Raw genomic sequence first — 236 nt, 5'->3', positions numbered from 1 at the left:
TACACGGACGTCATCCAGGTGACCTGCCTCGTCATCGGCGGCCTCGTGACCACGTGGCTGGCCCTGGACCTCGTCGCCAAACTGGGCAACGGCCACGGCGCCCTGCAAGGCTTTTCGACCTTGTACAACTCGACCCGCGACCACTTCGAGATGGTGCTGGGCCGCGACAACCCGAACTACATGGACCTGCCGGGCCTGTCCACGCTGATCGGCGGCATGTGGATCGTGAACCTGAA

1 pseudogene is annotated in these 236 nt (G+C 64.0%); it reads left to right on the top strand.

The features are described from left to right. Positions 1 to 236: pseudogene (locus tag ACEN88_RS36255) on the top strand (sodium transporter); the annotation flags it as partial.

The organism is Massilia sp. CT11-108, assembly GCF_047302915.1.
Lineage (GTDB): Bacteria > Pseudomonadota > Gammaproteobacteria > Burkholderiales > Burkholderiaceae_D > Telluria > Telluria orientalis.
The sequence above is the reverse complement of the archived record's forward strand: the minus strand, read 5'-3'. Positions and strand labels throughout refer to the sequence as shown.